Origin of the sequence: Streptomyces sp. NPDC058664 (genome assembly GCF_042716635.1) — a bacterium.
Classification (GTDB): Bacteria; Actinomycetota; Actinomycetes; order Streptomycetales; family Streptomycetaceae; genus Streptomyces.
In genome coordinates this window covers 1-7,880 of record NZ_JBHXRW010000122.1, presented here as the reverse complement: position 1 = coordinate 7,880, position 7,880 = coordinate 1, and the positions used below count along the sequence as shown (strand labels likewise).

3 protein-coding genes and 6 pseudogenes are annotated in these 7,880 nt (G+C 64.4%); 3 read left to right on the top strand and 6 right to left on the bottom strand.

All coding sequences use genetic code 11. The annotated features are described in order from the left end of the window. Positions 1-103: 103 nt before the first annotated feature. Positions 104-654, bottom strand: a pseudogene (locus ACFWUY_RS39975) (IS5 family transposase); the annotation flags it as partial. 247 nt (positions 655-901) lie between these two features. Between ACFWUY_RS39975 and ACFWUY_RS39970 the strand changes: the two are divergent. Further along, on the top strand, positions 902-2,143 hold the full coding sequence (locus ACFWUY_RS39970) for an IS30 family transposase (protein WP_384121626.1): 1,242 nt from the start codon (positions 902-904) through the stop codon (positions 2,141-2,143). Here the strand turns inward: ACFWUY_RS39970 and ACFWUY_RS39965 are convergent. Then, a pseudogene (locus ACFWUY_RS39965) lies at positions 2,064-2,726 on the bottom strand (IS701 family transposase); the annotation flags it as partial. The gene ACFWUY_RS39970 and the pseudogene ACFWUY_RS39965 overlap by 80 nt on opposite strands. 208 nt (positions 2,727-2,934) lie before the next feature. Between ACFWUY_RS39965 and ACFWUY_RS39960 the strand changes: the two are divergent. Then, positions 2,935-4,041, top strand: a pseudogene (locus tag ACFWUY_RS39960) (IS701 family transposase); the annotation flags it as partial. A gap of 375 nt (positions 4,042-4,416) precedes the next feature. Here ACFWUY_RS39960 and ACFWUY_RS39955 read toward each other — a convergent pair. From ACFWUY_RS39955 to ACFWUY_RS39945, 3 genes and pseudogenes are all read right to left on the bottom strand, one after another. Beyond that, positions 4,417-5,034 (bottom strand): nitroreductase, encoded by a 618-nt coding sequence (locus tag ACFWUY_RS39955; protein WP_384121624.1) that lies wholly within the window; start codon positions 5,032-5,034, stop codon positions 4,417-4,419. A 71-nt stretch (positions 5,035-5,105) separates the two neighbouring features. Then, positions 5,106-5,789 (bottom strand): hypothetical protein, encoded by a 684-nt coding sequence (locus tag ACFWUY_RS39950; protein WP_384121622.1) that lies wholly within the window; start codon positions 5,787-5,789, stop codon positions 5,106-5,108. Positions 5,790-6,104: 315 nt separating this feature from the next. Then, a pseudogene (locus tag ACFWUY_RS39945) lies at positions 6,105-6,404 on the bottom strand (transposase family protein); the annotation flags it as partial. A 66-nt stretch (positions 6,405-6,470) separates the two neighbouring features. Here ACFWUY_RS39945 and ACFWUY_RS39940 point away from each other — a divergent pair. Continuing rightward, positions 6,471-6,686, top strand: a pseudogene (locus ACFWUY_RS39940) (transposase); the annotation flags it as partial. Positions 6,687-6,731: 45 nt separating this feature from the next. On the opposite strand, the pseudogene ACFWUY_RS39935 reads toward ACFWUY_RS39940, so the two are convergent. Beyond that, positions 6,732-7,772: pseudogene (locus ACFWUY_RS39935) on the bottom strand (IS30 family transposase); the annotation flags it as partial. Between the last annotated feature and the right edge of the window lie 108 nt (positions 7,773-7,880).

Here is a 7,880-nt window from a genome sequence, read left to right as displayed (position 1 = left end):
CGAGGGCGCGGCTTCTTCTTCCCCATGCTCTCCATGATGAACAGCATCCTTACCGGGGCTGAAGCCCCTGATCTCCGATGTCCGTCAAAGCGGATCAAGCCCGGAACAAGTACCACGGGCGGTGACACGGCCGTCCGCGCAGGCCACGAATGCGCGGGATGGCATCGACGAGCGGCATCAACTGGGTGACATCGTGCCGGTTGCCGCCGGTCAGTGACACCGCGAGCGGTGTGCCGTGCCGGTCGACGATGACGTGATGCTTGCTCCCGGGGCGGCCACGGTCGACCGGAGAAGGACCGGTGTGGGCTCCTCCTTTGAGGGCGCGGATGTGCGAGCCGTCGATGGCACCGTCGTCCATCTCCAGCAGTCTGGCCGTCCGTAGCTCGGAGAGGATGGCAACGTGCAGCGGGGCCAGACCCCGGCTTCGGTCCAGTCCCGCAGACGGCGCCAGGCCGTGACCCCGGAGCAACCCACCTCCTGGCGTGGCACGTCGCGCCAGGTCACACCCGTGCGCAGAACGAAGATGATGCCTGCCAGCGCGACGCGGTCGCATGTGCGGTGTCGTCCTGCGTACCGATGCCGCCGCTGCGGAGGGGCCGGCAGTATCGGAGCAACGTGGGTCCACAGGTCATCGGGCACAAGATCGCTGATCACGTCCGGAAGCGTGGCGGAAGATCCCCGTTAAGGTGGGCGGATTGACTCGTCAAACTCGCTTGATGAGCCAGAGCGGACAGCCGGGAACCTGGGACGGCCCCTTCTGTTGGCGGTTCGTGAAAACTGACCCTTGGGCGACTCTTGGGTTCTAACGCTTGTCGCAACACTCCTTGATCATGATGGGTGTGTTGATGGTGAGGCGGGACGTAAGCGCAGGCTCGAGGTCGAGGCGAAGTACTGGCGCCTGGTGCAGTCCGGGGTGAGCACGGTTGAGGCGTGCAGGCAGCTCGGGATCGGCAGGAAAACCGGGTACCGGCGGCGGTCGGAGAATGGTGGTCTGCCACCGGACAGGTTGCCCGAGTCGTCCCGGTCGGGCCGGTACCTGTCGCTGCTGGAACGCAAAAGGATCGCGACGCTGCGCGAGCGCGGTCTGGGCATACGTGAAATCGCTTCCCGTCTGGGCAGGGCGCTATCGACCGTCAGCCGCGAACTTCAGCGCAACACCCTGACCCGCGATCAGCATGTGTACGACGCTGACCTGGCCCATCACCGCGCCCGGAAACGCCTCAAGAAGGCCCGTCCGGCGAAACTCAGACTCGATACGGAGCTCCGGGGCGAGGTCCAGACCAAGCTTGACCTGGAATGGAGCCCCGAACAGATCGCCGCTCACCTGCGCACCCTGCGGCCGGAGAATCCAGAACGGCACCTGTACCACGAGACCATCTACCGGGCCCTCTACCAAGGCGCCAAAGGTGGCCTGAGCAGGACACTCACCAAGAAAATCCGGGCCGGCCGGCCCTTGCGTAAGCAGCGCCGCCAGGGCGACCAGCGCGCCCCGCGGTTCGCCGTGCCGGCCATGCTCATCGACCACCGGCCCGCCGTCGTCGAGCTCCGCGAACGAGCCGGCGACTGGGAAGGCGATCTCATCACCGGCCGGAAGAATCGCACCGCCATCGCCACACTCGTCGACCGCCGCACCCGCTACGTCCGCCTCGTTCCCCTGCCCGACGGCCACGGCGCGGACCAGGTCCGCGAACGTATCGTCCAGGCGTTGCGGGACGTTCCGGACACTGCGCGGATGACGCTCACCTGGGACCAAGGATCCGAGATGGCCTGCCACGACCAGCTCGCCCCGTTCTTCCGCGACGGCGTGTTCGTCGCGCACCGCGGCAGCCCCTGGCAGCGCGGCACGAACGAGAACACGAACGGTCTGCTCAGGCAGTACCTGCCCAAGGGCAGTGACCTGTCCGTCCACACGGCTGACGACATACAGGCGATCCAGGACCGTCTCAACAACCGACCCAGGAAAGACCCTGAGATGGCGGACCCCGGCCGAGCTATTCACCGCCGCTCTGACAGCATGAGACCTGCGTCGTTGCGACGATCACGCGAATCCGTCATTTCGGCACCGCCACCACGTAACCGACGTCGAGTTGCTCGAGCAGGCGGCGGAAGTGCCAGTCCTGCCCATAGGCCTCGTCCGCGGTGACCCACGCGGCGGGCAGGCCGGCCGTGAAGCAGCGGCGGACAATGTCCCGGGCCAGTTCGCCCTTGGTCGCAAAGCCCCGCTCGTCAGGGATCCTCGCCGCCCGGCAGCGTTCGCGGTCGGATGTCCAGGCTTTGGGCAGGTAGAGCTCCCGGTCGACCAGGGCCCGGCCCGAGCCGGTGGCGTAGGCGGCGAACACCCCGATCTGACAGTTGTCGATCTTTCCCGAGGTTCCGGTGGACTGCCGGCCCACCCCGGCTGACGTGGTGCCCTTCTTGATGACCCCCCGTGTCGTCGATGATCAGCACTCCGCCCGGGCCGAGCCGTTCGACGACATAGTCGCGCAGGTCGTCCCGGACCGCTTCGGCGTCCCACCGGGCGCCGTTGAGCAGGTGCTGCAGGCCCGCCGGATCACGGTGGCCGGCCCATTCAGCCAGCCGTTCTTCCGCTCGACCGGTGCCAGCAGACCACGCACGTAGTCCCGCATCCGCCACCGCAGATCCGCCCGGACGAACCGACCCGCCACCCGAGCGAACACCGACTCCAACTCGGCCTGCCAGCGGTCTACTTCAGCTATCACATCCATACCTGGACAACGACAACCACCAGCTCAGGACACGAAATCTAACTGGAGTACTAATACTCCAGCAGGATTTTGCTGTCTGACCTGCAGGTTTCGCTGGGCGGCTGGAGTGTAGCGGGACTTCGATCGCGTGGGGGCGGTCTCACGGAGACTGCCCCTCGATCGTGCGACAACGCCGCAGGTAGTGACAGCGGCTGGGCAGCCTTCGAGGGTGATCACCGAGTATGCCGCCGCGCAGTGGGACCTCGAACTGGACGATCTCTTCCTGACCATCGGGCACCGCTTCGGCCGAGTCGAGCTCCGCCGCCGCATGCGTGACTACGTACGCGGGCTGCTCGCCCCGGTGGCCCGCAAGAACAGCTGGCAGCTGGCCGAACAGGCCGGCCACCGCACGCCCGACGGCCTGCAGCACCTCCTCGCCGGATCGAAGTGGGAGTCCGACGACATCCGCGACGACCTGCAGCGATACGTCGCCGACAAGCTTGGCGAGGCCGGCGGCATCCTGATCATTGACGACACCGGGTTCATCAAGAAGGGCACCACCTCAGCCGGGGTCCAGCGTCAGTACTCCGGAACCGCCGGCCGGACCGAGAACTGCCAGATCGGCGTCTTCGCCGCCTATGCAACCGCCCGCGGCCGGGCTTTGGTCGACCGTGAGCTCTACCTGCCCAAGTCCTGGACCGAGGACCGGGAACGCTGCCGCACCGCAAGGGTCCCCGACGAGCGGGAGTTCGCCACCAAGGGCGAACTGGCCCGGCACATGGTGCTGCGGGCCCTCGCCTCGCCACTGCCCATCGCCTGGGTCACCGCGGATTCCGCCTACGGCCAGGACAACCGATTCCGCCGGCTACTGGAACAGTCGGGCGTCGGCTACGTACTGGCCGTTCCCAAGTCCCAGTTCACCGTGGGCTGCCCACGCATCGACGGGGTGTTCGCGCAGGCCCCGGATGAAGCATGGGAGAAGATCTCGTGCGGCGACGGCGCGAAGGGGCCCCGTGTCTACCACTGGGCCGCGGTCCGGCTGCCGGCCGTCGCCGAGTTCGACTACCAGGGCGGGGTCCCTCACCGGATGCGGTGGGCACTGGCCCGGCGCAGCATCAGCAAGCCCGACGAGATCGCCTACTACCTCGCATACGCGCCCCTTCAGGTCACCGTCCAGGAGTTGGTGCGGGTCGCCGGGGCACGCTGGGCGATCGAGGAGTGCTTCCAGGCCGCGAAGAACGAGTGCGGCCTGGACCAGTACGAAGTCCGCCGCTACGTGGGCTGGTATCGGCACATCACTCTGGCCATGCTCGCGCACGCCTTCCTGGCCGCCACGGCACACCATCCCTGGAAAAAGGGGCGGAACAGATGGGACAGCCGAGGCCATCGAACTCACCGTGGCGGAGGTTCGGCGACTCCTGGCAGCTTGTCGTGCCCGGCCCCCGCACCTGAGCGGACACCGCGGACGGCACCACGCGCTGAGCTGGTCGAACTGGCGCCGCCGACGCCAGGCAGTCGCCCGCCGCTGTCACTGCCTGCGGCGTTGTCGCACGATCGAGGGGCGGTCTCCGTGAGACCGCCCCCGCACGGCCGAAGTCCCGCTACACTCCAGCCGCCCAGCGAAACCTGCAGGTCAGACAGCAAAATCCTGCTGGAGTACTAAGTTACCGACGCTGTACCTCTCGTCGATGGCTTCAGATGATCCCAAACCTCAAGGGCCTGTTGGGCGCCTACTTGGGGTTTCGGCTCCGAACGGAAAAACAGACATGTGATCAGCCGCGTTCAGCGGCTGCCGCTGGGGCTTGGACCCGCCGGCACGCAGCGGCGTTCCTATGTCGAGCGTTCCGAGCAGTTGCTCATCTTTTGAAATCCCCAGAATGCTACGCATGGCAGGGCTGGTACTCCGGCTCCCGGTACGCCAAATACTGCCGTAACTTTGACCATGGAGAATCAGCATCAGCGCGTAGGCTGCGGCACTGGTACTGGCCAGCTGCTCCCATTCCGGTACCTTCTCTGACGGACGTGGTCGGAAAACCAGAGCTGCCACGAGGGGAGCGCGTAGCATCTTGCGGACAGTTACATCTTCCTCCTCACGTACGCTATCGCTCGACAAGGCTCTACCTAGGGCCTGTCTGCCCGCCCCTCTCACCAAGATCCATCGCCACGGACGCATCCTGCCGTGGTCAGGAACAAAAGAGCACAGCCGGAGAAAGGAAGAAAATTCCTCATCACTCGGAGCGGGGGCGATCAGAAGCTGTTCACTGCGACGCCCTTTAATCGCTGCTTCAATTTCCAAGGATGTTATCCAAATCAAAAATTGACCGCTCACCCCTGCCGACGGTCATATTTTCCGGCTCGGCCGGCAGGGGTAATTCGGTTCACGGATTTCCGTGTCAGTACTTACGCCTTGACGGCAGCAAGCAACTCGTCGATCATATCGGTGAAAAGCCTGAACGATTCGTCAACCAGAACATATGCCTGTTCCACCTGATCGGCGGTCAGTTCGATCGATGAGAGGCTTTCCTCAATGTCTTCGGTTCCCATGGCGTGGCCGCTCTCAAGTCCCAGGTGTACATCACCAAAGTAGTGGAGGACCTGACCTGTCTGAGCCTGGAACTCTTGTGCGATCTTCCGCCATTCTGAGAACGCAACATTGCCGGTCGCCTCGATCACCTCGATCACGGCAAGACGTAGGACCGGGTCCACCGAGGCGATGAGGCACGTGAGGCCGTAGGTGAGCTTCCTTGCCCTGATGTTCTGCGGACCCCACAGCTTCTCAAGCGACTCTGCAAATGTGGAGCTGCTATCGAATCCGAGGGTCTTGAGGTCTTCAATGAACATCACGAAGTGGTGATCATCTTCTTCGGTGTGCGTATTGATGATGCGCTGAATGGGGTCGCTGCTCCCCTCGACCCTCAGGACGTACTTGTTAATGTCAGCGAAAGCCATGACCCAGGGCGCTAGAGCTTCAGCAAATCCGAGCTTCCGCTTAGGGTCGATGCTTTCATCTTGCATATACCCAAAGAAGGGAACCTGTGCAAATTCCATCTTCTTCTGCTCGATATAGTCAAGAACTCGCTTCACTGAACATCTCCCACATAACGGTGGATTCACCATACTTCAGACTGGACTCAACGATGATTGCATGCCCTGGCGGGCGTCGAAACCTTCTAGAGGAGAATTGAGTAGGAATTACTTAAATATTCGAGGCGCTCGCCCCCGTCCGATTGAAAATGGCTCTGAGGGTGCCCGGAGGTTAGAACATGATGTGGCCAAAAGAGGATTTCAGTCTTCACAATTTTGCGGCACTCCTCCCGCACAGGCACCGCTCCCTGACAGCGGACTTTGCGCCGATGGGATCCGTCCCGGCGACACACAAATATTGAGCCTTTTCCAACCTCATGTTGAGGCGTGATGAAGGACGAGGACGGCCTTCACGATGTCGGTGATGCGGTTGGTGCTGCAGCGGAGCTTGCGGAGCAGACGCCAGCTCTTCAGGGCGGCCATGGCCTGCTCACCGAGGCAGCGGATCTTGGCGTGGCTTCTGTTGTGCCGACGCTTCCATCGCTTGAGCCGACGGCCCCGGAACGGCACCCGGACCGGTCGGCCGGCGCCCTGGTACGCCTTGTCCGCCCAGCACTTCACGCCTGCCTCGGCAAGCGCGTCGATGATGCCGTGAGTATGGGCGGCGGTCAGGTTGAAGCTTCTCCTTGATAGTGGACACCTGGAGACTGGGACGTGATGTTCCAGAGGAAGTAGTGCCAGGTGGGAAGCAAGTGCACGAAGCGGTACACCGAGGAGTACAAGCGGGACGCCACCGCGCTCGTCCGCTCTTCCGGCAGGACGGTGACCGAGGTCGCCCGGGAGCTTGGCGTCAGCCCGGAGGGTCTGCGTAACTGGGTCCGGCGCGAGCAGGCCGACCGCGGCGAAGGCACCGCCGGCAAGCTGACCGGTGCCGAGCGTGAGGAACTGCGGCGCTTGCGCAGGCAGAACCGCGAGCAGCAGCAGACGATCGAGATGGCGGATTCAACCGGTGGTCGCAAGGAGTTCTGTGAACTTCTCTGCTGGTGTCAGATAGCCGAGTGTCTTGCGGGGGCGGCTGTTGAGGCTGTCCTGGATCGCGGTGAGCTCGTCGCGGCTGACGACGCTCAGATCGCTCCCCTTGGGCAGGTACTGGCGCAGGAGTCCATTGGTGTTTTCGTTGCTGCCGCGTTGCCAGGGTGAGTGAGGATCGCAGAAGTAGACCGGGATTCCGGTGGCCGTGGTGAACTCGGCATGCCTGGCCATCTCGGCGCCTTGGTCCCAGGTGACCGTCCGGGCCAGTGACGTTGGCAGTGCGGTGATGACCTTCCGCATGGCCGCTTCGACCTGTTCGGCACGCTTGCCGTCCGGGAGGTGCAACAGCAGGGTCATACGGGTGGAGCGTTCGACGAGCGTACCGACGGCACTGCGGCTGCCCTCACCGAGGACCAAGTCGCCTTCCCAGTGACCCGGCACCGCCCGGTCCTCGGCCTCGGCGGGACGTTCGCTGATCATCGTCATACCGGGGATACGTCCCCGGCCGTCGGTCGTTCCCCGGGTTTTGCGGGTCGTTCGTCCAGAACGCAGACAGCGTGCCAGCTCGCGGCGCAACTCGCCCCAACCCTGTACGAACAACGACCGGTAGACCGTCTCGTGACTCACGTGCATCTCCGGGCCGCCGGGATGTTCCAGCCGCAGACGTGCAGCGATCTCCTGCGGTGACCATAGCTGCTCGAGCCTCCTGGTGACCTCGGTGAGCAGCCGGCCCGCGGCGAGCTTGAACGGCTTGGGACCTCGTGCCTGCTCCCGGGCCCGTTCATGCGCACGCCAGGCGGAATAGCCGGCTCGGCCCCCGCCCCGATTGACCTCCCGACTGACGGTGGATACGGCCCGCCCCAGATGCCGGGCGATGGCTGTGAAACTGTCACCGCGGTTGACGGCGAGCAGGATGTGCTCGCGCTCGTCGATCGTCAGATGGCCGGACCGAGGCTCCCAGCCGAACGGCTTCGCCTCGAGGTGACGCCCGGTGCGGGCCATGATCCCGACTGAGGTGACCCCCGGAGTGTGGACACAGGGGTTTTATGCCGCGAGGGAGAGTTTAGCCGGGCTGTGGTGCCGGCGTTCGAACTCCAGCGGGGTGAGGTAGCCGATCGA